Origin of the sequence: Bifidobacterium imperatoris (genome assembly GCF_002860405.1) — a bacterium.
Lineage (GTDB): Bacteria > Actinomycetota > Actinomycetes > Actinomycetales > Bifidobacteriaceae > Bifidobacterium > Bifidobacterium imperatoris.
The window spans coordinates 41233-65896 of record NZ_NMWV01000006.1 but is presented as its reverse complement, the minus strand read 5'-3'; the positions used below and the strand labels follow the sequence as shown (position 1 = coordinate 65896).

The window sequence follows — 24664 nt, the reverse complement described above, 5'->3', positions numbered from 1 at the left end:
CGTCCTTGCGGGGCCGTGACGTTGTTGTCGCGGTTGAGAAAAGCAGTTTCCCCGGTGGTATTGCCCACCACAATAGTGCGAAACGCAAAGGGAAACTAGGTTTTGCGCCTATTGCGATACGGGTTGGCCCGATAGAGGGTGCAACTTGTATTTCGGGGGTGTCTGTCGCTGGTTTACGGTTTGCCGACTACTTGCATGCAATGGTTGGTGTGCTGGGGTGCTCTGCATACTCGTCGTTGAGATGGCAAACATTAAGTTATCAGACATCAGACAACTCTATGGTATCATGAATGAAATATAGCCGCGCGGCCAATCTGTAATCCCGCATATTTCCGGAAGCAAAACGTGCTGTGCCGGTCCTGTGAATAGCGGGGCGTTCAACTGCACTCGCCCCTACACTGAAGAACCATGACAAGCTTGCGATTCCGCGAAGACGGCAGCTTCCGCGTGCTGCAAATGGCCGACGTACAAGACGGCCCTGATGTGCAAAAAGACACCATCCGCCTCATCCGTGAGGCCATCCGCAAAGCCGACCCTGACCTTGTGGTATTCACTGGCGACCAAATCCGCGGTTATGATCCCGCTTATATCGACACATTCCTGCGCCGCCGCGGCGAAGAACCTGGCGCTCGCGTGCGCGTAGTCACCGAAGTTGAAGCCAAGTTGCGTGGAATCAAGCGCCATGCCGAGTCGCAGTCCGCTGCGCAATCTGCTGCACAGCCTGCTGAGCCTACGATGGACGAGCTCATGGATCAAACTCGCGATAAAGTCCGCCGCACATTCGCCGGATTCCTCGGCCCGGTCATCGAGGCAAACGTACCGTTTGCTGCCACCTACGGTAATCATGATTTCCAGTGCGGCATCCTCGCGGATGAACAGGATGATATCTACCGCGAATTCCCCGGCTGCCTTAATCCAGAAGACAGCCTTGAACCTGGCACTTTTGCGCTACCGATTGAGTCATCCGATGGGTCCGGGCGCGTGGCCATGTCCGTCATGATGGTGAACTCGGGCGATTACGCCGCCGACACCGATGCGGCCAGTGAGCGCGAAAATGATGCACAATACCCCGCGTACGTAGTCAACTCACGCGGCCTTGATCTGGCTGATTCCGATGGCTACGGCACTCCTACGCCAGAAGCCTTGGAATGGTTGGGTGCAGTGCAAGATGAGCTTGGCGCTCGCAACGGCGACGGCAAACCGGTGCCGGCCATCGCCTTCCAGCACATTCCGCCGCAGGAGTTCTACGACTGCCTCAAAGAGGTGCCCGCGTGGACTCCGAACGCCGTGGAAGGCGCACGCTCGCACGCCGGCCACTGCTATGTGCTCAATCACGAAGTGTGCCGCCCGGGCTCTCGTCTTGGCGAAGCCATCGGCTGTGCGGACGAAAACGTGGGGGAAGTGGCTGCACTTACCGCAGCTGGCGGATACTTCGCGCTGTTCTGCGGCCACGACCATAAAAACGCGTTTGTGGGCCATGTGCACGGCATCGATTTAGGCTACGCGCCCACCTGCGGATTTGAATGCTATGGCCCGAAGTCCCGTTACCGCGGCATTCGCCTGTTCGAATTCCATGAAAGCAATCCGGCCGGCTACGTGACCCGCATGCTCACTTGGGGTGAACTCGTCGGCCGCTACTCCAGCAACGAGGTACGCGTCTGGTTCGAGGATCATTGCATCACCGGTGCCATCAGCGCTCGCAATGAACTGCGCCGCCCGCAGGTATTCGCTGTGCTCGCCGGAGCAGTCAGCCTGGGCTTTGTGGCGATTATCAAATCATTGATGAAAAGCGCTCGATAACCCAGCTCAAACCGCCGCAATGTGCCGAATCCGCCACAATACGGCGGTTTTCGCGGGTGTTGCCCTCGCTGGCTTGTAGTATGTTTCGTGCACATTAACAAAGCCGCGAAGCTCTTGACAAACCATAGGAAACGAACTTCGCGTACATCAATAGAAAAGGAGGAACGATGGGTCAGGATCAATCATCCGTTTTTGATCTCGCAGCGGTTGCCGCAGCGTCCAATGGGGGTAATAATGACCCGCTGCTGCCTCCGGCACGATTCATCGGTGATCCGCAGAAGCCGAGCCGCATGCCGTACAACAAGTACGTGGCATACGACAAGCAGGTCCCGTTTGATTACCCGGAGCGTACGTGGCCGGGTAAGCGACTGCAGCGCGCACCGCGCTGGTGCTCTGTGGATTTGCGCGACGGCAACCAGGCACTCGTCAACCCGATGGATTCCGAGCGTAAGCTGCGCTTCTGGAATCTCCTGGTCTCCATGGGATTCAAGGAGATCGAGGTAGGCTTCCCGTCCGCTTCTGAGACTGATTTTGACTTTATTCGCATGCTCATCGAGCGTGAGCTGATTCCGGACGATGTGACCATCGTGGTGCTCACCCAGTGCCGCGAGCACTTGATTCGCCGTACGTACGAGGCACTGAAGGGTGCCAAGCGTGCCATCGTGCACTTCTACAACTCCGTGTCTGTGCTGCAGCGCGAAGTCGTGTTCCGCAAGAACAAGGAAGAAATCAAGAAGCTCGCCACGGACGCCGCCGAACTGTGCAAGGACCTCGAATCCGAAGCCAAGGGCATCGACCTGTACTACGAGTACTCGCCGGAATCCTTCACCGGTACCGAGCCGGAGTACGCAGTCGAGGTGTGCAACGCTGTGATCGGCGTGATTAAGCCCACCCCTGAACATCCGATGATCATCAACCTGCCGGCCACCGTGGAAATGACCACGCCGAACGTGTTCGCCGACGAAGTGGAGTACGTGTCCACTCACTTGGACGATCGCGATGCTGTGGTGCTGTCCCTGCATCCGCACAACGATGAGGGCATGGGCGTTGCCGCCACCGAGCTGGCTGTGCTCGCTGGCGCTGATCGTGTGGAAGGCTGCTTGCTGGGCAACGGCGAGCGTACCGGCAACGTGGACCTCGTCACGCTGGGTCTCAACATGCTGACCCAGGGTCTTGACCCGCAGCTGGACCTCTCCAACGTGCCGGAAATCCGCAAGACCGTTGAGTACTGCAACCAGATCAAGATTTCCGAACGTCACCCGTACGCCGGCAACTTCGTGTTCACCGCCTTCTCCGGCTCCCATCAGGACGCCATCAAGAAGGGTCTCGAGGCTCGTCAGGTGGCCGCCGAGCGCGCTGGTGCCGATTTGGACAACTTCATTTGGCTCGTGCCGTACCTGCCGATCGATCCGAAGGATATCGGCCGCACCTACGAGGCCATCATCCGCGTCAACTCCCAGTCCGGCAAGGGCGGCATGGCCTACCTGCTCAAGACCAACCACAACCTTGACCTGCCGAAGCGCCTGCAGGTGGAATTCGACAAGATCGTGCAGAAGTACGCGGACGACACCAAGAAGGAAGTCAAGGACGAGGATATCTGGCGTCTGTTCAAGGACGAGTACCTGCCGGTCGAGCAGTCTGGTATGACTGCCGCTGGCGTGGTCGTGGGCGATACTCACGACGCTTCGCTCGCTCCGTGGGGCCGCTTGAAGCTGCTCAAGGTGGCTATCAGCTCCGGCGAAGACGGTTCCGATACTGTGCTCAAGGCTCGCCTGCTCGATCGCGGTGTGAACGTGGGCGTGGATGAGCCGGTGGAGCGCGAGGTTTCCGGTATGGGCAACGGTCCGATTGCCGCCTTCCTCAACGCCATCTCCAACTTCGGCGTGGATGCCTCCGTTATGGACTACGTGGAGCACACGATGTCCGTGGGCACCAACGCTATGGCAGCCTCCTACGTGGAATGCCAGGTTGGCGAGGCCGATGATGCACAGATCGTTTGGGGTGTGGGTATCGATTCCTCCATCACCACCAGCGCACTGAAGGCCATCATCTCCGCCATCAACCGCTCCCGCCGCGCACGCTGACCCTCCTTCTGGCTCCCCTTGTCAGGGGAGCTGGCGGCGAAGCCGACTGAGGGGTAGTCATCAGCGGTAAGGTCAATACGGCTATAGCCGCATAAAACCCAATGTGGGCTCCTTGCAAAATCTGCAAGGAGCCCACAGTCATATATGCAGCAAAATCGGTTTAAGAATTACCTCCGGTCGAGCTGCCATCCCCTGTTCCGGTGTCGCCACCGGAATCGGAGCCGCTGCTGTTGCCGCCTCCGGATTCGTCGCTTCCACTCGAGCCGCCCGACGAATCCGTACTCTCGTTGCCATTACTGCTATTGGAACTATTGGAGCTGTTCTGGCATGCAGCTGAGCTTGGATTCGTGGAACAATCCGGAGTAGAAGACTGGCTGTTCGATCCAGTGCCGGAAGACGACGAGGAATTGCCCTCGGTAGTGGACTGCTGGCTATTGCTGGACGAGTCAGAGGACGATGAAGAACCGCTGCCCAAGCCCCACGTGCCATCAGGTCCGCCGATTTTACCGGTGTCCTTAGGCGTGGTGAACTGCTCAACTGCAGTGCCCTTCAACGCCTGAGACATATATTCAGTGAACAAATGTGCCGGATATCCGGTAGACGTCACGCCATAGCCGCCGAAAGCGGGCACAACCTGCGGATTACCGTCAGCATCCGGGTTCCAAATAGCCCACACATTCATCAAACTTGGCGTATACCCCACGAATGAAGCGGCAAGCTCATCATTCGCAGTGCCGGACTTACCGGCCACCTGGCGGCCGCCGAGCGCGCGAGACACACTAGATGCAGTACCGGTGGTTGTAGTGCCGAGCATAGCCTTCTGCACAAGCTCGCAATCGTTGGCATCGAACACTTTCTTATTCTCACTAGGCGCTTTGTACAGGTTCTTACCATTCGAATCAAGCACCTGAGACACCATGTGCAGCGTATTTTTCACGCCATTATTAGCGATAGTCGAGTGTCCCTGAGCCAAATCCCATACAGTCAGCGCGTTGATGCCCAGCACGTTGTACGGCGAAGTCTCATCAATATCGCCGGTAATGCCTGCCTCATGTGCGATCTTTGCTGTGCGTTGCGGAGTCAGATGTTCGTTCACATTCATGAACACTGTGTTCACTGAGTTCGCAGTGGCCTGATAGAGGTTGATATTGCCCCAGTTGATGTTCAACGCATTATTGACTTCCGCGGAAATACCGGAGAAATGCTGATGCGAGTTGCCGTTGAACTTCGTATCGAAGCTCACGCCCTCCTGAGCTGCGCCAAGTAGCGCGAACGGTTTCATAGTTGAGCCAGGCTCGAATACTGCCTGATTAGCGTTGTTGAGCGGCTTTGTCAGATAATCAGAACCGGCGTAAATACTTACCACGGCACCGGTTTTTTGCTCCACTGCGATGCCACCAACCTGCAAGGTATCTGGCATGCCATTGACGCGCGCGTCGCCCACAGACTGCATAACATCCTGTTTGGCTTTATCAATGGTGGTGACGATCTTGTAGCCGCCGGTATCCAAGTCTTCCTTGGTGAAGGCCTTGGAATCCACCAATTCCTGGCGCACCATGGTGAGCAGATAGCCGTTGGGCCCCTGATACTCATTCTGTTGCGCTACCGCAGCGGTCTCCGGGAAAGCGGCTGCCTTACGTTCTTTGGCGGTAATGTATCCGTCTTCCTGCATGATGTTCAGCACGCGCTTGAATCGCTGCTTGGCAATATTTGGGTTGTCGGCCGGATCCCATGTGGAAGGCGCTGGAATAATGCCCGCAATCATCGCAGCTTCAGACAGCGTCAAGTCCTTGGCATCCTTATTGAAGTAGGCTTTGGCGGCTGCCTGAATGCCGTACGAATTACGGCCCAGATAAATCGTATTCATGTAATTGCACAGCACTTCTTCCTTAGATTCAGTTTGTGCAATTTTGATAGCCAGAATCGCCTCGCGAGCCTTGCCCGCGTACGTGGTGGTTTCGCCGAGATAGTAGCGTTCAGCGTACTGCTGGGTAATAGTAGAGCCACCTTGGCGGGTTCCCGTGGTCACATTGTTCAGGAATGCGCGGGCGATGCCTTTTAAGTCGATGCCTTTATCCGTATAGAATGTGCGGTTTTCGGATGCCACGATGGCGTTGCCGATGTAATCCGGCAAGTCGGTGCAGGAAATAATCTCACGATTCTGCTCTGCATATGAGCCGATGGCGGTAGTGCCGTCCGAGTAATACACCGTGGTTTTCTCTGCCAGCGCGAATTTTTCCGGCTGCGGCACTTCGGTGGTGGCGTACAGGTATGCGAATACGCCGATGCCGGTCAGAATGCCTAGGCCGAGAAGGCCGAGGAAAATCCGAAGAATCCACTTCAATACGCGATGCTTGCCGTTGCCGCCTTTTTTCTTATGATTGCGGCGGTGGCTGGTGCTGTGGCTGCCGGCGGTCTTGCTTTGTGTGGTGCGCGGTTTGCGAGTGGCGGGGCCATTGCTGCCGGCACGTGCGCGACGTTGATATGAAGCCATGCATGACACCGTAACCATGGGTGCTGAAAATAGAGCTAATTTTTGGGTGATTTCCACCTTGGGCGGAGTGTATTTGCGCCGAATTCTCACAAATTTGATGATTGAACGATGCCTGCTGAAAGGCTGCTGGACGCTGGCTGAAGGCATGGGAGTTGTGGGTGAGTTGTGGGTGGAGTTGTTGATGAAGCCGCTGGTGGAGTTGCGATAGTCCACGCATGTCTTTACACTGAACAAAGCCTCCACGCGGCGCTATGTCACCCAACTCCCCCAGGGCAGGAATGCAGCAAGGGTAAGTGGCCTCTTGCGGGTGCGTGGGGGTTTTCTATTTCCTCGCCTCTCTTTCGCATGTGCTGCGCATTGTGACTTTGTACATCGATTAGCTCGCCCACTAGCGTCTGTTTGTGCGGATTTGGCCCTGAGCCACGACTCTTACACGCCACTGTCCGGGGCGCGGCCGTACAGTCATGGGTATGAATGACGCACAGCATCCTGTAATTCGCGATCCGCACGCGCCTGCAAACATGGTCGGCTCTATTGATTCGATTGATTCCGCGGTCCACGATCCGTTGGCGGCGCTCGGCCCAGTATCGAGCCCGGCTCGCAATACCGACGACGCGGATATGTTCGATCATAGATTGAGCGATGATCTTGACCGAGGTCTTGCCCGACTTGATCCGCTGACCGTTCGCCCGCGCATTTCCAGCCGCGTGCTGTGCGCAGTGTTCGGCGTGCTGTTGATTCTGGCCGCATTCGGTATTTGGTGGCTGTGCGTCTACACCGAAAACGGTCAGTCGTATGACGAAATCGTGTGGAGCCAGCTGCCCGCCCATGTGCCGGTCTGGATATCAGGCGTGATTTACGCGGTGGCGCAATCCTGGCTTGTTATTGCAGTGAGCTGTGTGCTTGGCGGCATTGGCGTGATTATTGCCTTGGTGCGTCGCCGCTGGTGGCTGGTCGGGCAGATGGCAGTATTTGCTGCAGTGTGCCTTGCCGTCACCCAAATCAAACAGCTGCTGCCGCGCCCGTTCATCATTCAGACCGACTCACCGGTCGCTAATTCCGCGCCTTCCGGCCACACCATGCTGGCTGCAGCCAGTGCAGTATTGCTGCTGATTGCCGTGCCGCGAGCCGCGCGTGCGCTGGCCGCTGTAGTCGGCGGCATCTGGTCGGTACTGGTAGGCGTATCAGTGATGGTGGGGCAGTGGCACCGCACATCGGACGTGCTGATGTCGATTCTGCTGGTCGCGGGCCTGGCTTTGATTACATTGGCATTCACGCGCACCTCCGGCATGGATGATCCCGGCCGCCGCGTCTCCTCAGTGAGCGTGCAGATTGCAGGCAGTGTGCTGATTACTGGCGGATTGCTGCTTCTGGCGTACAGCGCGTACGTGATTTGGCAGGTACTGCCGGGCTTGAATATCGAAGCTTCCTGGTCAGTAGAGGGTGCCATTGTCAGTGCTGTGGTGAGTGTGTCTGGTATTGCCGCGCTCGCATTCGGTTTGTTGCTGGCGCTGCGCCATATTACTGCAGCACCGCTGAGCCGACTCGGCTTGATCGGTGCGCCGCCTGCACCGCCAGCGCAGCCGAAGTAATACCCAGAAGTACTGCCAAAGATGCTGAAAACAGCGTATTTGGCCGTCAACCGGCCGCAAATTTGGCAGTTGAGCATAAACCATGAGTATTATGACGCCAGAAACACCGTACGTTTCATCGGAATATAAGGAGAGGGCATGGCTACCAAGCTTGTGATCGTGGAGTCTCCAACCAAGGCTCACAAGATCGGTGACTACCTGGGCAAGGATTACACCGTCATGGCCTCGGTGGGTCATATTCGTGACCTCGCTCAGCCCAGCCAGGTTCCCGCGGCGGACAAAGCCAAGTTCGGCAAGTTCGGCGTTGACGTGAACGACGGTTTCAAGCCGTATTACATTGTCGATGGCGATAAGAAGCGTACGGTAAGCGAACTGAAATCTGCCCTGAAGAACGCCGACGAACTCTACCTCGCAACTGATGAGGATCGCGAAGGCGAGGCTATTGCATGGCATTTGGTGCAGACGCTGAAGCCTAAGGTGCCGGTGAAGCGCATGGTGTTCCACGAGATCACCAAGAACGCTATCAATGATTCGTTGACCAAGACGCGTGATGTTGATGGCAATATGGTGGACGCTCAGGAAACCCGCCGTATTCTCGACCGTCTGTATGGCTATGAGCTTTCCCCGGTGCTGTGGCGCAAGGTTGGACCGGGATTGTCGGCCGGCCGCGTGCAGTCTGTGGCTACTCGCCTGATTGTGGAGCGCGAACGTGAGCGCATGGCGTTCAAGCGTGCACCGTACTGGGATATTGTGGTGACTCTTGCCGCGCCGGATGCGCAAGGGGAGACTGCTGAATTCTGCGCTCGCATGATTTCCCTTGGCGGCAAGCGGCTCGCCGGTTCCAAAGACTTCGGTGCTGACGGTCAGCTCACGCCGGACGGATTCAAGGCCAATGTTCGCCAGTTGGATGAGGCTTCCGCAACGGCCGTGGCTGAAACGCTGAAAAACGCTGATTTTACGGTGATGTCTATGGAGACCAAGCCATACCGTCGCCGTCCGCAACCGCCGTTTACCACCTCGACGTTGCAGCAGACCGCAGGCAATCGTTTGGGTATGGGCGCTCGCGCGGTGATGCGCGCGGCACAAAGCCTGTATGAGAACGGTTACATCACGTATATGCGAACCGATTCGGTGACGCTGTCTCAGGAAGCTATTGCAGCGGCCCGCAATGCGGTGAGCTATCACTTTGGCGAGGCGTTCCTTTCCGCCGAACCTAAGCAGTATGCGACCAAGACTGCAGGTGCGCAGGAGGCCCACGAATGTATTCGCCCAGCTGGTTCGCGCTTCCATGATCCTGATGAGTTGGCATCCAAGCTGCCGGTTGATCAGCTGCGACTGTACACGTTGATTTGGCAGCGTACGCTCGCCTGCCAGATGGCTGATGCCACTGGTTCTACTGCTACTGTTCGCTTGTCCGCTCCGGCTGGTGCCAATGAGGGTGAAGCTGTATTCCAGGCTTCTGGCACGGTGATTGAATTCCCGGGCTTTATGAAGGCGACCGGTGAAGGGCGTAAGAAGGCCGCGACTGGTGCCGCTTCGGGTTCTGCTGCCGCTGGTGCTGCTGAGGCTGCCGCTAAGACCAAGGGCGATGCCTCTGAGTCCAACGCATCCTTGCCGCCGATGACCGTTGGCCAGCGTGTTGATGCCACCAGCGTGGAGCCGGATGGCCACGAAACCCAGCCGCCGGCTCGCTACACTGAGGCCACGCTGGTTAAGACCCTGGAAGCCAAGGAAATCGGCCGCCCGTCTACGTACGCCAGCATCATCTCCACCATCATGGATCGTGGCTATGTCTATGAGCGCGGACGTGCGCTGATTCCAAGCTGGCTGGCATTCTCTGTAGTCAAGCTTCTGGAACAGAACTTCCCGAAGCTGGTGGACTATCAGTTCACTGCAGAAATGGAAAACGGTCTTGATCGTATTGCTCACGGTGAGGAAACCGGCCGCGATTGGCTGACCCGTTTCTACTTCGGTTCTGGCGAGGGCGCTGCGCATAATGCCGACGAAGCCCATGAAGGCTTGCAGCAGCAGGTGGCTCAGCTTGGCGAGATTGACGCACGAGCCATCAACACCATCGATATTGGCGAGGGGCTTCATGTGCGTGTCGGCCGTTACGGTCCGTACTTGGAAGACATGGAGCATATGGATGCCGAAGGCAATCCGAAGCGTGCTTCCTTGCCGGACACTATCGCTCCAGATGAGCTGACGGTTGCTGTGGCGCGTGACCTGATTGACAACCATTCCGGTGGTCCGCGCGAGCTCGGTACTGATCCGGCCACGGGTGGCACGGTGGAAGTGCGCAATGGTCGATTCGGTCCGTACGTGGCGTTGATTCTGCCTACCCCTGAGGGTGCGAAGGAAGCGCCGCGCCCGAAGATGGCTTCGCTGTTCAAAACGATGAGCCCGGAATCGCTGTCTTTGGAGGACGCACTGCGTTTGCTGAGCTTGCCTCGTGAAGTGGGCAAGTATGAGGAGACCAATGCCGAAACCGGCGAGGTCTCCGAATGCACGGTTTCCGCTAATAACGGTCGTTACGGCCCGTACCTGACCAAGACCGGCGCGGATGGCAAGTCCGAAACGCGTTCGCTCGCTTCCGAAGATGAGATTTTTACCGTTGACCTGAACAAGGCCAAGGAGCTGTTCTCCCAGCCGAAGTATGGCCGCGGACGTGGCCGTGGTGCTGCTAAACCGCCGCTGCGTGAGCTCGGCACTGACCCGGCTACCGGCAAGAATGTGACCATCAAGGATGGCCGATTCGGCGCATACATTACGGATGGTGAAACCAACCGCACCGTGCCGCGTCAGTACACGCCGGAATCCATTACGCCGGATGATGCGTTCCGCCTGCTTGCTGAAAAGCGTGCAGCTGGTCCGTCCACACGTGGTCGTGGTCGCGGACGTGGCGCTGCCGCTGGCAAGGGTAAGGGCAAAGCCGCAGCCGCTCCCAAGATGAGCGCTGTTGAGGCCAAGCGTGCTGAACGCCGTGCTGAAGTCAAGAAGCTGGCGAATAAGGGCTGGGCCAATACGCGTATTGCGGAAAAGCTCGGTTCCACCGCTGCCACAGTGAAGGCCGATATCGACTGGCTCACCGCCAACGAAGGCTTCACCCGCCCGGCAGTAGTAGCCGCCAAGCCCAAGAAGAAATAGCCTCACATCATCTTGGCTCTGCTTCAACAAGTCAACACGCAACTCGGTGCCTAACGCTAAGGTCGGTCGTATGACCGGTCTGTTTATTTCGTTTGAAGGCGTTGATGGCGTGGGTAAAACCACGCAAGTTGAGCGGCTGCGCGCATATTTGGAAGCTCATGGCCGCACGGTAGTGGTCACGCGCGAACCGGGCGGCACGGCGCTGGGAGCGGCAATCCGCCAAATGCTGCTGCACGGCGTTAACGGCTCAGCTGATATCGCTCCGCGCGCCGAAGCGCTGCTCTTCGCTGCAGACCGAGCCCAACATGTAGCCGAAACGATTCGCCCAGCGCTGGAACGCGGCGAAGTGGTCATCACCGACCGGTACTTGGATTCCTCCTTGGCCTACCAGGCCGGTGGCCGCGAACTGACTCTCAAGGAAATCCGCGATTTAAGCATGTGGGCCACCAATAATCTGCTGCCTGCTCGCACATATTTACTGGATATGGATCCGGCGATGTCTCATAATCGCCTCCAGCATGCCGAAGACCGTATGGAATCTGCGGGCGATGACTTCCAATCCCGCACCCGCCAAGCATTCCTTGACTTGGCTGCCGCCGAACCGGATCGTTTCCGCGTGATTGATGCCAGCCAATCCATCGAACAGGTGTGGGCTGCAATCGAAGCGGATATCAAGACGCTGTTAGGCTCCGAGGATTCCAAGGAGCTCGCATGAGTGTATGGGATTCGCTGGTCGGGCAAAAACCCGTCGTAGATATGTTTAGCCGCATCGCACAAGGCGATCCGAGCCAGATTACGCAGTCATGGCTGATTTGCGGACCTCCCGGCTCCGGGCGCTCGAATATGGCTCGCGCATTCGCCGCGGCGCTGGAAAGCCCGGACCATGGCATGAGCGCCGAACCTACGCGTGTCACACAGCAGGTGCTTGCCGGCACACACCCGGACGTCACCGTACTGACTACCAACAAGGTGACCATCGGCATTGATCAAGTGCGTGACATTATCGCCACCTCCGAGCAGATGCCGGCCACCGCACCGTGGCGCATCATCATTATCGAAGACGTTGATCGTATGCTCGAGCGCACCACCAACGTGCTGCTGAAAGAGATTGAGGAGCCATCCGAGCGCTGCATTTGGCTGTTGTGCGCGCCAAGTGCCCAGGATGTGCTGCCGACGATTCGTTCACGCTGCCGCGTGGTCAATCTGGCTGTGCCGTCCACGGCGGCGGTTGCTGATTTCCTGGTGTCGAATACCGGCGCTGAGCCAAAGATTGCCCAGCGCGCGGCCCGCTTGTCCGAAGGCCATATTGGCATTGCGCGCCTGTACGCCACGAATGAACGCGTCATGTCTGACCGCGACGAGTTGATCGTCGGTGTATTGAACCTCGCCCGAGCTTCGGATGCTGTGCTGCTCGCCGGCAATCTGATTGACAATGCCAAGGGACAGGCCGAGGCGGACGCCAATGAATGGGCCGGCAAGCAGGAAGCGGAATTCCGCCGCATCAACGGTTTGGCGGAGGGGGAGCGTATCCCCCCGAAACTGCGTGGCGCGTTCAATCAGGTGGCCAAGAAGGATGACGTGAAGCGGTATTCCACTCGTCGCACGCGCGATGTTCTGGACCGTGCGCTGAACTCCGTGGCCTCCATTTACCGTGATGTGGCTGTGTTGCAGAACAATGCTGAGGATTCTGTTGGGTTGATTAACCTCGAGAATCGGACTGCAATTACTGAGCTTTCGGTTCGGTTGAATCGTGCGGGTGCTGTGGCTCGGCTCGATGAAGTAGCTCATGCTCGCAAGCGCCTGGCCGGTAACGGCAACCCCCTGCTCACGTTCGAAGCCCTCTTCTGCGCCCTGATTCCGTAGAGGGTGTCCATGCATGCAACAGATGCCCATCTGCTGAAACGGTTTTGACCACGGGGGGGGTAGCGTTCCGCAGTAGGAGCGTAATTATCATGATTGCGCACTATTGAAGGGAAACCTATGAAGAAGATGGGCAAAGTTGCCGCCATCCTTGCGGGCTTGAGCATGATGCTCGCAGGCGCTGGCACGGCATACGCCGACGATACTGCCGGCACTGACACCTCGCCGCAAACAACGCAGTCTCAGCAGGCTACGGTTAGCGGCCAAGCTACGCAAACTCAGCAGGCACAGGCTGATGCCGCTCAGGCTCAGTCCGACCAGTCCGATAAAGATGCTGCCAAGACCCCGGCTCCGGCTACTAAGCAGGCCACTCCGAAGGCTCAAGCCAAGGCTGCTGCCGCTGGAGCGACCATTAACAACGTTGAGGCTCCGCAGGGTGTGCTGAAGACAAGTGTCTACCTTTCCAGTGCGGAGAAGTTCAAGGTGACAGTAACTGGCCTGACCATTGGCCAGAAATATGGTATCGCCAGCAATATTTCTGGCGGCGGTGAAGAACCTGCAGTAGGTTCAGAAACCTATGGTGAATACGGTTCGGGGTTCACTGCGGATTCAACCACTAAGACGGTGGAAGTCTCCTATGGAGGCGCTGATATTACTTCAGCGTGGTTTGCACTGGTTCAGGACAGTGGCGAGTATTCCGACTTCGTGTATGGTCCTGTAGTAAGCGTGTATGGCGGCGTGACTGTATCCGTAGTAAACCTTGACAAGGCAGTCAAACTTGATAGCCTGACTGTGGAAGATGTTGGCCAGCACACTGCAGGCTTGAAGGCTCATTACACGTTCGATTCCCGAATCGCCAATGATGTAACCAAGATTTGCCTCTCGACTACTGTGGCTCGCGCATATCAACTGAGCGGCAAGTATGTGCCCAAAGGTATAGGCGGTCTTGATCGTATTGCGTGGGACTGCAAGACTGGTTTTGTCGATGACAAGGACGATACCACTGGTGATGCTTATCGAGTGACGAATCTGGCGTCTAGTTTCAATGCCGATTCTTCAACGGCAGTGCTGACAGGCCAGTGGTTTTCTCGAGCGGCCTACAAGACTCGTGATGCGGGAGACCCTGCCATTGCTTCTTCCGGCGAACTCACCAGTGTGATTCCAGGCTTGCTGTCTGGTACCAAGTACGGCAATTGGGGCTACAGTGACAATACGACGCCTGATTACATGATGCTGTCAGATGTTCTTGATTCCAACAACACGAATCGTGATCCGGCTTCGATGATGTACTCCGGCATTGTGCTGGAGTTCGGCGATGGTGTGATTTATGCCCCATCCGGTAATGCTGCTGGATTGAAGAATGTCCAGGACTTCACTACCAAGGCCGCTGCTAACGGCCCGGTTGCTTCCGAGCAACTCACTGACGCCAATAAGGGTGGCATCGTGGGCGCTAACGACGGCAAGGCCACTGCCGGCTCCACCTACCGCCTGTACGTGGACAGCCTGAAGGACACTGCAGCATGCAAGGCTGCTGTGGAATCTAATCAGTACTGCTACTGGACTGGCTACATTTACTCCACTCCAAAGCAGCTGGATTCTGCTGATGGCAAGGCTTCCGCAGTCCGTGTGGACAAGGATGGCAAGGCCTACGTCGAGTACCAGATTCCATCCGACACCGTGAACGGCGACCACAAGATTGCCCTTTACGACAACGACGGCAACCTGCTCGGCTGGGCTCCGGTAACCGTTGCTGCAGGTCAGAATTCCGGCAACAACCAGAACAATGGCGGTTCCAATACCAACCAGAACAACACTGGTTCTGCTACTAAGCCGAATTCCAACAAGAACAACACTGCCACCAAGCCGCAGAAGCTGACCGATACCGGTAGCAGCGTTCTGGTGATTGCATTCGCTGCAATCGCTCTGCTGGTGGCTGGCGTGAGCGTGGTGGTGTACCGCCGTCGCCAAGCCTGATTCTGATAATTTCATCAGCTAATAGCTCACGAGGGTCTCTTCATTACGAGGAGACCCTCGTTGCGTATTGATACGCAACCGTTATCGTGACGCTCTTGGCAGTAACATGCCCCGCGATACACTGGAGCGTATGAAGATTTCCGCTGATTTCACGGTTGTGCCTGACGATTTCGCCAAGGCCGCCGCGCCTGAATACAGGGCTGGCGGTGTGCCAGTTATCTCCTTCCCGTTCTACGTGGACGAGGTGAATCCGGAAGCGCGTTATCTGCACTGGACGTTCACCGATCCTGATTCGATTCCGGTATGCGGCTTCGAATGGATTCACTGGACCGTGGCAAACCTGCCCATCGACGCATTGATGTTCGATTTCAATGATTCGCATGCACTCGCCATTCCGCCGGACTTCTCCCGTCAGATGCCGGCCATGATTCCGGAAGCGGTGCAGGGGCGTAATTCCTCGGCATCCAAGTTCGTGGGGCGTGATAATGACCCGGCCGTGATTATGCGGTACAACGGCCCGCAGCCGCCAGACAAGGATCATGATTACTACCTGCACGTTTGGGCCACAAAGGAACCACTGCCTGGCTTGAATCAGGGATTCTGGATGAACGAGCTGCTGCACAAGCTGCGCGAATGCGGCGAAGCCCCTGACCAGGGCGGCATGTTCGTCACCGGCAAGGCGTGATTTTTATAAGGAATCGGCTTTAGCCGATAGTTTTTCTGCAGGCTTTCGCCTGCTATAGAACTACCCCTCAGTCGCCTTCGGCGCCAGCTCCCCTGACAAGGGGAGCCAAGGTTCTAGAGGGGAAGTCGAGATTAGAAAGGACATAACAGCACATGGCCTGCACCACCATTTTGGTAGGCAAGGACGCGAGCTATGACGGTTCCACCATCATCGCTCGTAATGAGGATTCCGCGAACGGCGAGTTCAACCCGAAGCGCTTCATCGTAGTGAAGCCGGAAGAACAGCCGCGCGAATACAAGTCAGTCATCTCTCACCTGACCATCAATCTGCCGGACAACCCACTGCAGTACACAGCAGTGCCGAACGCCGACCTCAAGGAAGGCATTTGGGGCGAGGCTGGCGTGAACGAAGCGAACGTAGCCATGAGCGCCACCGAAACGCTGACCACCAATGAGCGTGTGCTCGGCGCTGACCCGTTTGTGGAATACGTTCCGGCCAAGGGCGATGAGCCTGAAGTGCCTGGCGGCATCGGCGAAGAGGACTTCCTGACCATCGTGCTGCCGTATGTGAAGACCGCACGTGAAGGCGTGGAGCGCCTCGGCGCTCTGCTCGAGGAGTACGGCACCTATGAGATGAACGGTGTCGCCTTCTCCGATGTCGATGAGATTTGGTGGCTGGAAACCGTGGGCGGTCATCATTGGATCGCCAAGCGTGTGCCGGATGAGGCATACGTGACCATGCCGAACCAGCTCGGCATCGACGAATTCGACTTGAATGATGCACTGGGCGACCAGGAAGACCACATGTGCTCCGCTGATTTGGCTGAGTTCATCGAGGCGAACCACCTTGATCTGTCTGTGGAGAACACCACGCCGTTTAACCCGCGTGATGCCTTCGGCTCCCACTCCGATTCCGACCACGTCTACAACACCCCGCGCGCATGGTCCATGCAGCGCTTCCTCAACCCGTACGACGAGGTCTGGGACGGCCCGGATGCCGACCACAAGCCGGAATCCAACGACATTCCGTGGGCTCGCCAGCCTGAGCGCAAGGTGACCATCGAAGACATTAAGTACGTGCTGAGCTCCCACTACCAGGGCACTCCGTTTGACCCGTACGGGCAGCTGGGCGATGAGCGCACTCGCCACATGTACCGTCCGATTGGCATCAACCGTCAGAGCCAGCTTGCCGTGCTGCAGATTCGCCCATACCGCCCGCAGGCATCCCGTGCTGTGCAGTGGATGGCTTACGGCTCCAACCCGTTCAACACGCTGGTGCCGTTCTTCCCGAACGTGGACACCACGCCCGCCTACCTCGAAGACACCACCACCCGTGTGACCTCCGAGAACTTCTACTGGGCCAACCGCATCATCGCCGCCCTGTGCGATGGCGCATTCCGCTCCACCGCCAACGCGGTCGAGCGTTACCAGGAGAAGACCGGCGCAATGGGTCACCGTCTGGTGGCCGCCACCGATGAGCAGGTGGCTCGTCTTGGTCTGACCGCCGCTGAGGAAGCCGCACAGTCGGCTGCCGAAGAGGAGTTCGAGGCAGACAACGTGGACGGTGACGTGCAGCCGATGACTCCGGACGAGATTATTGAAGCCACTCGCAACACTGAGGTGCGCGGTATTCTCGCCGCCGCCAACCAGACGATGGCTGACCAGCTCAAGGAAGAAACTGAGAAGCTGCTTGACTCCGTGCTCTACACTCGCAGCATGGAGATGAAGAACGGCTTCCACATGTCCGATTTTTAATCCGCATCAGATCAAATAGAAAGGCCTATCAATGACCACTATTGAAGACTTCACCAGCCAGTACGGTCTGGTCAAGAAGATCGACGCCTTCGGCTACATGAAATACCTGGCCGAAAACCCGGATGCCCCGCGCAAGCACGGCAAGGTGGTGCTTGTCACCGCCGATACGCCGCTCAAGGCATCCCGTGGCGAGGGCAAGACCACCACCACCATTGCCCTGATTGACGCTCTGAACAAGCGCGGCATTGACGCAACCGCAGTGCTGCGCCAGCCGAGCATGGGCATCACCGCAGCTGGTTCCAAGGGCGGTGCCTCCGGTGGCGGCAAGGCATCCCTGACTCACCCGGAACTCATCGACTGGGGTCTGTGCGGTGAAATGGGCTCTATTGAGGCCGCCCAGAACCTGCTCGTCTCCTTCGCTGAGAAGGCTGTGGACGAAGGCAAGCTGGACGATATTCTCGTGCCGCGCGTTTCCGAAGTGCCGAGCCGCTCCCTGCGCTCCATCGCCGTGGATTACGGCAAGGGCAACGTCAAGGAGAAGATGGTGCTCACCCCGACCTGCGAGCTCATGCAGATTGTGGTGCTCTCCCGCTCTATGGATGAGATCGCCGATCGTGTCTCCAAGATGATCGCCGGCACCAAGGATGGCAAGGCCGTGACCTTCGGTGAATTCGTGGATCTGTGGCGCATCACCGGCATCCTGGCCGATGCCGTCAAGCCGGCCCTGACCGAAACCGTGAACGGCTCCCCGGTCTACGTGCACGGCGGCCCGTTCGCCAACGTGTCCATCGGCATTCCGACCTTGATCGCCGTGGAAATGGCGTGCGCCCTGCACGATGTGGTCATCGTCGAAGCCGGTTACGGCACCGACGCTGGCGCCCAGAAGTGGTTGGATATCGCCTGCCGTGAATACGGCGCTCAGTGGCCGTCCGCCGCCATCGTGGTGACCCGCGCCTCCACTTGGCGTGACGACGAAGAACTCGCATGGCGCTACCCGTTCCATGTTGATCGCTTGGAGAAGCTCGATATTCCGGCATTCCCGCTCATCAACCTGTGGGAAGGCGAGGACGATCAGATTCCTGAACTGCGTGAAACCGCTGCCAAGCTGGAGTTCCGTGACCCGATTATCGGCAACCTGTACCGTGATGGCGGCGATGGTCTCGCCGACCAGATTGACGCTTTCGTGGACGTGCTGACCAACGGCTCCATGCCGCCGGCCCAGCACAGCCACAAGGGTATGCCGATCATCGACAATGCCAAGTGGGTTGCTGAGCATGCCTACGGTGTGCCGGCTGAGCGCGTGCTGCTTAAGGACGGCTTCCTGGATTCCTTGGCTGAAGCCAACAAGCTGTGCCAGTCCGCTGGCATCTCGCTGGATGATCTCGCCTTCGTGGCCGTCAAGTCCCCGGCTACCATGACCGACAACGACCGCGCACCGGAAGAGGAACGCACTGTGACCCTGAAGAAGGTCGAAGTGCACGCCGGTGCAGGCTTGGCTCACGTCAACCTGACCACGAGCCTGACCACTCCGATGCCGAAGATCGTGTGACCTATCACAACTAAAAAGCTCCCTCTGATGAGGGAGCTTTTTTATTGCAACTAGAAGTTGCCGCCATTCCAGCCCCAGTCGGTGGTGGCGGTGTAGCGGATGTACGTGCGGTCCTCAGGAATGCCCAGCGTGGAGTTCAGTGCGGCCATAATGGATTCGGTCAGCTTCTCCCATGCGGAGCCCGGCACGGAACGGCCGAACACGTTGACCTCAACGTAGGCGGCTGGCTTATCGTCGGAGCCGCCGAAGTAAATCGGCATATTGTCTTCGAACGGGCACATCAGCCAGCCTTCGGACTTGCCGGGCACGGCGGTGATGGCCTTGCCGTAAGCGGCCTTCAAAGCCTCGCGCTGCTCAGGAGTAGTGGACACGGAAACGTGAGTGTGAATAACGGGCATGGATTCCTCCTTATGAAATCCTTACATAATGGCGTACACCTGCCAGTGTAGTAATTCCTGAGGCGTGAATTGAGGAGATTATTGGCTAGAACAGCCAAAATACCGCCCAACGGTCAGCCCAATAGTGTTGAATACCCACTGTGAGAAAACTGATTGCACAGCTTATGAAGTTCGGCATTGTGGGCGTCATCGCCTTCATCATTGACTGGGGTATTCTGAACCTTCTGGTTGGCGTATTCCACATGCACAATGTGATTGCCGCCACCATCTCCTTCATCATCTCCCTGATTTTCAACTATCTGGCGAGCATGAAGTTCGTGTTCAAGCACCGCGACGACATGGCCCGTTGGATGGAAATCGTTATCTTCGTGGCTGGCGCAGTTGTTGGCTTGTTCATGAATGACGCAATTATCTGGATTTCCACCTATGGCATGAACCATGACGCCTTCGTTTCGCAGCATGCCGAGTATCTGCTGCGCACGAACGTGGGTAAGCTGGTGGCCACCGCCGTGGTGATGGTGTGGAACTTCCTCATCCGTAAGTGGCTGCTTGACGATACGCACACCAACGCGATGAACCGTTTGAAGTCCAAGGAGAATCGCCTCACTGCTGAGGAGCTGGAGGCCAAGTGGCAGAGCAGCTTCTCTCATAAGCTGGGTGTCTGGTCCATCGAGCACACGCCAAAGGGCTGGCCGAAGTAATAAAGCTGATATGAAAAATCGGGGTTCCATTTACTGCAACGGAACCCCGATTTTTCATACCAGGCTAGCTGTTCGCCCAAGCAAATCAGTACTTGAATGCAGGTTCAACCTCACCCTTGTAGTTGTCGTTGATGGCCTTGGCCACTTCCTTGGAATGGTAGGCGTCCACGATCTTCTTATAAGTGGCGTTGTCTTTATCGGCGGTGCGAGCCACGATAACGTTGATGTATTCCTTGAATGCCTTGTTGTTCAGTGCGTCAGGCACCTGGTAGATGGCATCAGAGGTCTTCATGCCGGCGTCGATGATGAAGTTGGTGTTGGTGATGCCGCCCGCATAATCAGGCAGCAGGTTGATGATGGCGGCAGCGTCGTTCAGCTCAATCTGCACGCCGCTGGGGTTTTCCGCAATATCATCAACGGTTGGGCTGGCGGCATTGGGATCCTTGAGCTTGATTAGGCCGGCGCTGTCCAGCACCTTGAGTGCGCGGCCGGTGTTGGAGGCGTTGCTCGGAATGGCGATCTTGTCTCCCGGCTTGAACTCATCCACGCTCTTGTACTTCTTGGAGTACAGGTTCAGCGGCGAAATGTAGGAGTCGCCAATAACGGTGAAGTCGTAGCCCTTTTCCTTTTCCTCCTGCTCAAGGAAAGCGTAGTGCTGGAATGCGGTAAGGTCGAGCTCCTTGTTGGCCAGCGCCTGGTTGGTGTAGATGCCGTCCTGGAATGTCTTCAGGCTGATCTTGATGTTGGCGTTCTCTGAGTCGAGTTTCTTCTGTACGGCATCCCAGATGAGATCATCGGAATTGCCAACAACGCCTACCGTCACCACGGTCTCGTTCTTCGCGGAAGCTTTCTGCGCGAACGTGAAACCTGCAATGACGAGGATTACAACAACTGCGGCGATAAGCACGGCAAAGAGCTGTATTTTCGCCTTCTTCTTCGTGTTAGTGGTGGCCATGATATTTTCCCTTCTCTATTGATGATTGTTGCGAGAGACGTGTGTTGATTGATCAGTGCTCGGTGATTTCCACCAGCAGGCGGCCAACGAACTCGATGAGTCCGATAAGCAGCACGAGCACAATAATGGTGGCGTAGGTTGCGTCCAGCATGTAACGCTGGTAGCCGTAGCGGATAGCGAAGTCACCCAAGCCGCCGCCTCCAACGATGCCGACGATGGCGGTAAGACCGATAAGGCTGACCATCGTGATGGTGGTGACTCGAATGATCGCCGGGATACCTTCACGCAGATAAACACGGAAAATGATCTCTGGCGTGCTCATGCCCATAGATACGGCCGCTTCAATGAAGCCCGGATCCACGCCACTTAACGCGGACTGAATCTGGCGAGTGAAGAATGGCGTAATACCTACAATCAGCGGGAAGATGGCACCTTTGGTGCCAATGGCGGTGCCTACCAAAGCGCGGGTGACCGGCACAAGTGCGGCGGCAAGAATAATGAACGGGATGGAACGGAACAGGTTCACTATCTTGTCGATAACGTTGAACACCACCGGATTCGGCGTAAGCCCGCCCTTTTGCGTAATGGTCAAGATGACGCCGAGGAATGTTGCCGCGATGAAGGAGATGAATCCGGTGACGCCGAGCATAATCAGCGTTTGTACGAAACTGTCGAAGAATTCCGGCAGTCGGGTAACCACGTTGGGGAACCATGTGGAAAGCAGTCCGGTCATGATGCCAGTACCTCGATTCCGATATTGCGGTTTTTCAGATAGTCAATAGCTGCAAGAATGTCGTCGCGCTGCCCGTTCAACACCACGACGAGTCCGCCCAGCGGGGAGCCGTCGACCACGTCGATATCGCCGAACACGATGTTCGCGTCGATGTTGAATTGGCGGGAGATATGGGAGACGAGCGGCTCGGAAACCTCCTTGGACACGTACTTCATGCGCAGCAGGATGCCGTTCTTGCCGGTATCGATAAGCGGCGAATGTTCTGCGATAAGATCGTTGACCTTATCGAGGTTGGAGGTGGTGGCCACGAACGATTGGGTGAGCGGCGCTTGCGGGTTGGCGAAGATATCGAATACGCGTCCCTGCTCCACAATGGTGCCGTGGTCGAGCACAGCCACTTTGTTGCAAATCTGCTTGATCACGGACATCTGATGGGTGATCACCACAATGGTGAGCCCGAGCGAGTCATGCAGTTGACGCAACAAAGCCAGAATGGATTTGGTGGTGTTGGGGTCCAACGCACTGGTCGCCTCATCGGAGAGTAGAATATCGGGCTCGTTGGCTAGCGCGCGTGCAATGGCCACGCGCTGCTTTTGGCCGCCGGATAGTTCATTGGGGTAGTTCTCGGCTTTATCCGCCAACTCCACGAGTTCCAGCAGTTCGGCCACGCGCTTGGCGCGCGCTTCCTTATCGAGCCCGGTATTCAGCAACGGCAACTCCACATTGCCGGCTACGGTTCTGGATGGCATGAGGTTGAATGACTGGAAGATCATGCCGATGCGCCGCCTGAGACCGCGCAATTCCTTAGGCTTTAAATCACTGATGCTGTTGCCGTTGACGAGTAGCGAACCCTCATCGAATTGTTCGAGTCCGTTGATACAGCGGACCAAGGTGCTTTTGCCGGCACCGCTTAAGCCCATAATGCCGTAGATATCGCCCTTCTCAATGGTCAGATTGATATCCTGCAGTGCGGTTTTGCTGCCTTCTTCAGTGTGGTAGATCTTCTTGAGGTCGCGTATGGCGACCGCTGGGGAATGTGGTGTTTCCGCCATCTTGAATCCTCTCTTGTGACGGTATGCGGTACGTGGAAAGAACCCGCGTGAGCAGTAACAGTGCTAATAGGCGAGCTCGAGTATGGCGATCACATCGTCGCGATTAAGCGGCGAGTAATTGCCCACGGTCTTAGTGCCGTTGCCGGTGAGCACATCGGCAACATGTTCGATGCCTGAACGCGGAATATCCAACTCGTGCAGACTGACCGCCAAGCCGAGCGCGCGGAAGTGTTCTTCGAGCCGGTCGGCCAGCAGATTGGCCGCCTGCTGCGGCGTGTAGTCGTACGGGTCGGCTCCGAACACGCGTGCCGCCAGCTGCGCATATCGCTCTGGAGCACGCCGGCCCACGTAGCGAATGATGGAAGGCAGGATGGCTGCAATGCCTTCGCCGTGAATCACATCGTATTCACCGCCCAGCTCATGCTCGAGGCGGTGCGTGGTCCAATCGTTCACACTGCCGGTGGCCAGCCAGCAGTGATTGAACATGGTGGCGGAAAGCCAATGCAGTTCCGTGCGGGTGGCAAGATCCTGAGGGTCGGCGGCGAATCGTCGGCCAGCGGTCAGCGCTGCGATGAATCCGCCTTCGAGCAGTCGATCTGCAGCTTCGATATGAGCTCCGGAGGTGAAGTATGGCTCCAGGAATCCTACGGCCAGATCAGCCACAGCAGCTGCCTGATAACGGTACGGCGTGGTGCGCGAATATTCAGGGTTGACAATGGCAAACTTCGGAATAATCAGTCGCGTTTCCAATGCGCGCTTATCCTTGCCCTGCTGCAGCACTGCGCAATCGGACACCTCGGAACCCGAGCCTGGAATCGTGCTGATAACGCCAACCGGCAATGTCTCAGTGGGCTCGTGGGTGCCATCGAACAAATCCCATACATCGCCGGCATAAGGCACGCCTACGCCAACGGCTTTAGCAGTGTCGAATGAGCTTGCACCACCTGCGGCCAGAATGAAGTCAACATTATTGGCTCGCGCGGTGTCTACCAGCTCGCGGACGAGCTCAATGCGCGGATTCGGCACCACGCTGCCGTTCTCAAGAACCTTGGCGCCGAGAGCATCCGCTGCTGCGATTACTGTGTCATGGATACCGAGGTCGAAGACGTAATCGCCGCTGTACACCAGCAGGATGGAAGTCGGATGATATGGAGCCAGCAGCTCTTGGAGGTGCTGCTGCGCATCAGTGCCGAAGACGAGGCGGTTATCGCTGTAATACGTGAAGCTCATTGGATTGAATCTCTCCAGGTCTGTGGTACGAAAGTGTGCTCCAGTGGCTTGAGACGGCCATCAACGTCGACGTGCAGCACGGAATTAAAGGTGTTTCCGGCGATCATTTGGCCGGCGAAGCCAACCAGCACCACGATGTCGTTGTCGTTGAAGTACGTGCGCAGACGGGTGAACAGTTCGTCCGGCACTGCGGTTGGGTTCTTGACGATGGCTTCGGCGAAGTCAATCAAGAGTTGCTGGCGCTCGTTAGGCTCGAATTCATTGGGGTCGATGCCGAGGTCTCGCAAGTCGCTGACGAAGAACAGCGAGCAGAGCAGACAGCTGCCAGTACGGGAAATGGCGTGCGCGAAGATGGTGGCATCCGTGCTGCCAACCGTGGCGTTCAGGCTGTCCCACGAGTGATGCCATGCGCGATAGGCGAGGAAAGTTCCGTAATCGCGCAGCAGGACCTGCTGCATGTTGGTCAGCCCATTGTTGGCTTTCAACTCATCCCATGCTGCGTGGGCCTCGGCGGAAATCTCCTGAGGATCGGTAGCGGCGACTCGTGCCATGAAATGCCCCTTCTGTGTGGCTCTTTAGCGATGCTTGTTGTTCGGTTGCATTCGTGGGCTCCATGCTAGAAGCCATGCGGTGGGGGGAGCGGCGGCGTGGCTATA

General features: G+C 57.2%; 19 protein-coding genes and 1 other RNA gene. 13 read left to right on the top strand and 7 right to left on the bottom strand.

Annotated features, from left to right (window positions below; translation table 11 throughout):
- Positions 1 to 408 precede the first annotated feature (408 nt).
- Entirely contained in the window at positions 409 to 1800 is a 1392-nt protein-coding gene (locus tag Tam1G_RS02980) for a metallophosphoesterase family protein (protein ID WP_033890731.1), read from the top strand.
- 167 nt (positions 1801 to 1967) lie between these two features.
- Positions 1968 to 3884, top strand: coding sequence for a 2-isopropylmalate synthase (leuA, locus tag Tam1G_RS02975; RefSeq protein WP_033890730.1), 1917 nt, complete (start codon positions 1968 to 1970; stop codon positions 3882 to 3884).
- Positions 3885 to 4044: 160 nt separating this feature from the next.
- On the opposite strand, the gene Tam1G_RS02970 is transcribed toward leuA, so the two are convergent.
- Positions 4045 to 6378, bottom strand: coding sequence for a transglycosylase domain-containing protein (locus tag Tam1G_RS02970; RefSeq protein ID WP_165781884.1), 2334 nt, complete (start codon positions 6376 to 6378; stop codon positions 4045 to 4047).
- On the opposite strand from Tam1G_RS02970, the gene Tam1G_RS02965 reads away from it, so the two are divergent.
- The 10 genes from Tam1G_RS02965 to Tam1G_RS02920 all read left to right on the top strand — a co-directional run bounded on the left by Tam1G_RS02965 (position 6377) and on the right by Tam1G_RS02920 (position 18939).
- Positions 6377 to 6586: a hypothetical protein gene (locus Tam1G_RS02965; RefSeq protein ID WP_101625417.1), complete on the top strand. Its 210-nt coding sequence runs from the start codon at positions 6377 to 6379 to the stop codon at positions 6584 to 6586. The genes Tam1G_RS02970 and Tam1G_RS02965 overlap by 2 nt on opposite strands.
- Before the next feature lie 22 nt (positions 6587 to 6608).
- Positions 6609 to 6705, top strand: an RNA gene (gene ffs / locus Tam1G_RS02960) — signal recognition particle sRNA small type.
- Between the two features lie 143 nt (positions 6706 to 6848).
- Entirely contained in the window at positions 6849 to 7970 is a 1122-nt protein-coding gene (locus Tam1G_RS02955; RefSeq protein WP_101625416.1) for a phosphatase PAP2 family protein, read from the top strand.
- 138 nt (positions 7971 to 8108) lie between these two features.
- Positions 8109 to 11117 carry a type I DNA topoisomerase gene (topA, locus tag Tam1G_RS02950; RefSeq protein ID WP_101625415.1) on the top strand — a complete coding sequence of 1003 codons (3009 nt, stop codon included), beginning with the start codon at positions 8109 to 8111 and terminating at the stop codon, positions 11115 to 11117.
- A 70-nt stretch (positions 11118 to 11187) separates the two neighbouring features.
- Complete coding sequence (gene tmk, locus Tam1G_RS02945) at positions 11188 to 11832, top strand: dTMP kinase (protein ID WP_101625414.1); 645 nt, start codon at positions 11188 to 11190, stop codon at positions 11830 to 11832.
- Positions 11829 to 12980, top strand: a complete 1152-nt coding sequence (locus Tam1G_RS02940; RefSeq protein ID WP_101625413.1) for a DNA polymerase III subunit delta' — start codon at positions 11829 to 11831, stop codon at positions 12978 to 12980. Before tmk ends, Tam1G_RS02940 begins: the two co-directional genes overlap by 4 nt.
- A 117-nt stretch (positions 12981 to 13097) precedes the next feature.
- Entirely contained in the window at positions 13098 to 14951 is a 1854-nt protein-coding gene (locus Tam1G_RS02935) for a hypothetical protein (RefSeq protein WP_101625412.1), read from the top strand.
- A 130-nt stretch (positions 14952 to 15081) separates the two neighbouring features.
- Positions 15082 to 15636: a YbhB/YbcL family Raf kinase inhibitor-like protein gene (locus tag Tam1G_RS02930; protein WP_033890810.1), complete on the top strand. Its 555-nt coding sequence runs from the start codon at positions 15082 to 15084 to the stop codon at positions 15634 to 15636.
- 152 nt (positions 15637 to 15788) lie between these two features.
- Positions 15789 to 17390 carry a C69 family dipeptidase gene (locus Tam1G_RS02925; protein ID WP_101625411.1) on the top strand — a complete coding sequence of 534 codons (1602 nt, stop codon included), beginning with the start codon at positions 15789 to 15791 and terminating at the stop codon, positions 17388 to 17390.
- Positions 17391 to 17421: 31 nt separating this feature from the next.
- Positions 17422 to 18939: a formate--tetrahydrofolate ligase gene (locus tag Tam1G_RS02920; RefSeq protein WP_101625410.1), complete on the top strand. Its 1518-nt coding sequence runs from the start codon at positions 17422 to 17424 to the stop codon at positions 18937 to 18939.
- A 50-nt stretch (positions 18940 to 18989) separates the two neighbouring features.
- On the opposite strand, the gene Tam1G_RS02915 is transcribed toward Tam1G_RS02920, so the two are convergent.
- Positions 18990 to 19337, bottom strand: coding sequence for a phenylpyruvate tautomerase MIF-related protein (locus Tam1G_RS02915; protein WP_033890723.1), 348 nt, complete (start codon positions 19335 to 19337; stop codon positions 18990 to 18992).
- Positions 19338 to 19501: 164 nt separating this feature from the next.
- On the opposite strand from Tam1G_RS02915, the gene Tam1G_RS02910 reads away from it, so the two are divergent.
- Positions 19502 to 20038: a GtrA family protein gene (locus tag Tam1G_RS02910; protein WP_033890722.1), complete on the top strand. Its 537-nt coding sequence runs from the start codon at positions 19502 to 19504 to the stop codon at positions 20036 to 20038.
- 85 nt (positions 20039 to 20123) lie between these two features.
- Here Tam1G_RS02910 and Tam1G_RS02905 read toward each other — a convergent pair whose 3' ends face one another.
- From Tam1G_RS02905 to Tam1G_RS02885, 5 genes are all read right to left on the bottom strand, one after another.
- Positions 20124 to 20993, bottom strand: a complete 870-nt coding sequence (locus Tam1G_RS02905; RefSeq protein WP_101625409.1) for a MetQ/NlpA family ABC transporter substrate-binding protein — start codon at positions 20991 to 20993, stop codon at positions 20124 to 20126.
- 52 nt (positions 20994 to 21045) lie between these two features.
- Positions 21046 to 21726: a methionine ABC transporter permease gene (locus tag Tam1G_RS02900; RefSeq protein WP_033890720.1), complete on the bottom strand. Its 681-nt coding sequence runs from the start codon at positions 21724 to 21726 to the stop codon at positions 21046 to 21048.
- On the bottom strand, positions 21723 to 22778 hold the full coding sequence (locus Tam1G_RS02895; protein WP_101625408.1) for a methionine ABC transporter ATP-binding protein: 1056 nt from the start codon (positions 22776 to 22778) through the stop codon (positions 21723 to 21725). Before Tam1G_RS02895 ends, Tam1G_RS02900 begins: the two co-directional genes overlap by 4 nt.
- A 63-nt stretch (positions 22779 to 22841) precedes the next feature.
- The gene (locus Tam1G_RS02890; protein WP_101625407.1) at positions 22842 to 24008 is read right to left on the bottom strand and encodes an iron-containing alcohol dehydrogenase; all 1167 of its coding nucleotides are present in this window, start codon (positions 24006 to 24008) and stop codon (positions 22842 to 22844) included.
- Positions 24005 to 24559 carry a carboxymuconolactone decarboxylase family protein gene (locus tag Tam1G_RS02885; protein ID WP_033890717.1) on the bottom strand — a complete coding sequence of 185 codons (555 nt, stop codon included), beginning with the start codon at positions 24557 to 24559 and terminating at the stop codon, positions 24005 to 24007. Before Tam1G_RS02885 ends, Tam1G_RS02890 begins: the two co-directional genes overlap by 4 nt.
- Positions 24560 to 24664: the final 105 nt, after the last annotated feature.

Bases quoted from the DNA above. Each gene is read 5' to 3' on its own strand.
- Tam1G_RS02980 (WP_033890731.1), top strand. From the start codon at position 409: ATGACAAGCTTGCGATTCCGCGAAGACGGCAGCTTCCGCGTGCTGCAA.
- leuA (WP_033890730.1), top strand. From the start codon at position 1,968: ATGGGTCAGGATCAATCATCCGTTTTTGATCTCGCAGCGGTTGCCGCA.
- Tam1G_RS02965 (WP_101625417.1), top strand. From the start codon at position 6,377: ATGCATGACACCGTAACCATGGGTGCTGAAAATAGAGCTAATTTTTGG.
- Tam1G_RS02970 (WP_165781884.1), bottom strand. From the start codon at position 6,378: ATGGCTTCATATCAACGTCGCGCACGTGCCGGCAGCAATGGCCCCGCC.
- Tam1G_RS02955 (WP_101625416.1), top strand. From the start codon at position 6,849: ATGAATGACGCACAGCATCCTGTAATTCGCGATCCGCACGCGCCTGCA.
- topA (WP_101625415.1), top strand. From the start codon at position 8,109: ATGGCTACCAAGCTTGTGATCGTGGAGTCTCCAACCAAGGCTCACAAG.
- tmk (WP_101625414.1), top strand. From the start codon at position 11,188: ATGACCGGTCTGTTTATTTCGTTTGAAGGCGTTGATGGCGTGGGTAAA.
- Tam1G_RS02940 (WP_101625413.1), top strand. From the start codon at position 11,829: ATGAGTGTATGGGATTCGCTGGTCGGGCAAAAACCCGTCGTAGATATG.
- Tam1G_RS02935 (WP_101625412.1), top strand. From the start codon at position 13,098: ATGAAGAAGATGGGCAAAGTTGCCGCCATCCTTGCGGGCTTGAGCATG.
- Tam1G_RS02930 (WP_033890810.1), top strand. From the start codon at position 15,082: ATGAAGATTTCCGCTGATTTCACGGTTGTGCCTGACGATTTCGCCAAG.
- Tam1G_RS02925 (WP_101625411.1), top strand. From the start codon at position 15,789: ATGGCCTGCACCACCATTTTGGTAGGCAAGGACGCGAGCTATGACGGT.
- Tam1G_RS02920 (WP_101625410.1), top strand. From the start codon at position 17,422: ATGACCACTATTGAAGACTTCACCAGCCAGTACGGTCTGGTCAAGAAG.
- Tam1G_RS02915 (WP_033890723.1), bottom strand. From the start codon at position 19,337: ATGCCCGTTATTCACACTCACGTTTCCGTGTCCACTACTCCTGAGCAG.
- Tam1G_RS02910 (WP_033890722.1), top strand. From the start codon at position 19,502: ATGAAGTTCGGCATTGTGGGCGTCATCGCCTTCATCATTGACTGGGGT.
- Tam1G_RS02905 (WP_101625409.1), bottom strand. From the start codon at position 20,993: ATGGCCACCACTAACACGAAGAAGAAGGCGAAAATACAGCTCTTTGCC.
- Tam1G_RS02900 (WP_033890720.1), bottom strand. From the start codon at position 21,726: ATGACCGGACTGCTTTCCACATGGTTCCCCAACGTGGTTACCCGACTG.
- Tam1G_RS02895 (WP_101625408.1), bottom strand. From the start codon at position 22,778: ATGGCGGAAACACCACATTCCCCAGCGGTCGCCATACGCGACCTCAAG.
- Tam1G_RS02890 (WP_101625407.1), bottom strand. From the start codon at position 24,008: ATGAGCTTCACGTATTACAGCGATAACCGCCTCGTCTTCGGCACTGAT.
- Tam1G_RS02885 (WP_033890717.1), bottom strand. From the start codon at position 24,559: ATGGCACGAGTCGCCGCTACCGATCCTCAGGAGATTTCCGCCGAGGCC.